Annotated in this window: 1 protein-coding gene; it reads right to left on the bottom strand. The window is 45.1% G+C overall.

All coding sequences use genetic code 11. From position 1 onward, the window contains the following. The coding region (locus LU351_RS20575) for a transposase (RefSeq protein WP_232595957.1) at window positions 1-534 on the bottom strand (534 nt) is incomplete at its 3' end. Window positions 535-597 lie beyond the last annotated feature (63 nt).

The raw sequence follows: 597 nt of genomic DNA on the forward strand, positions 1-597 counted from the left end.
GACAAAACGTCCATTTTCCTTAATTTTGTAATGAATCGCATCAAGCCAAACAATGGGGTAAATAGGGTCTAGGTCACGTTCACGCCAGGCTTGCAGTTCCGGCAACAGTTTATCGGTCACAGCATTGAGTGTGCCATTGGAGAAGTCAATATCGTAGTAATCTTTCAGGTGCTCACGAATATCTTGGTAGCTATTTCCATGAGCGTAGAGCGCTAAAATCTTTCGCTCTAAATCGTCAGTGAGTTGAGTTTGATGCTTTTTAACGATTTGTGGCTCAAAAGTACCCGCACGATCTCTTGGTGTTTTAAGTTGAAACGAGCCGGTGGCCGTTTTCATGGTTTTGGCAGTGTTGCCGTTTTTACGATTAGGTTGCTCACTATTGGCGATATGCTGCTCTTGCTCAGCCTGTAGGGCAGCCTCAGTCACCTGTTTGATGAGTGGTGTGAGTAGCCCCTCTTTGCCAGTGAGAGGCTTTCCGGCTTTGATATGGGCAATAGCGTCTTCGAGATCGAAAGGAAGGTCTGATTTGGACATGTGTCATCTCCTCTGGTTACAACCAGTTTATGAAAGAAATGACACAGAAATTTGAACACTACC

Origin of the sequence: Marinibactrum halimedae, assembly GCF_021234875.1 — a bacterium.
Classification (GTDB): Bacteria; Pseudomonadota; Gammaproteobacteria; order Pseudomonadales; family Cellvibrionaceae; genus Marinibactrum; species Marinibactrum halimedae.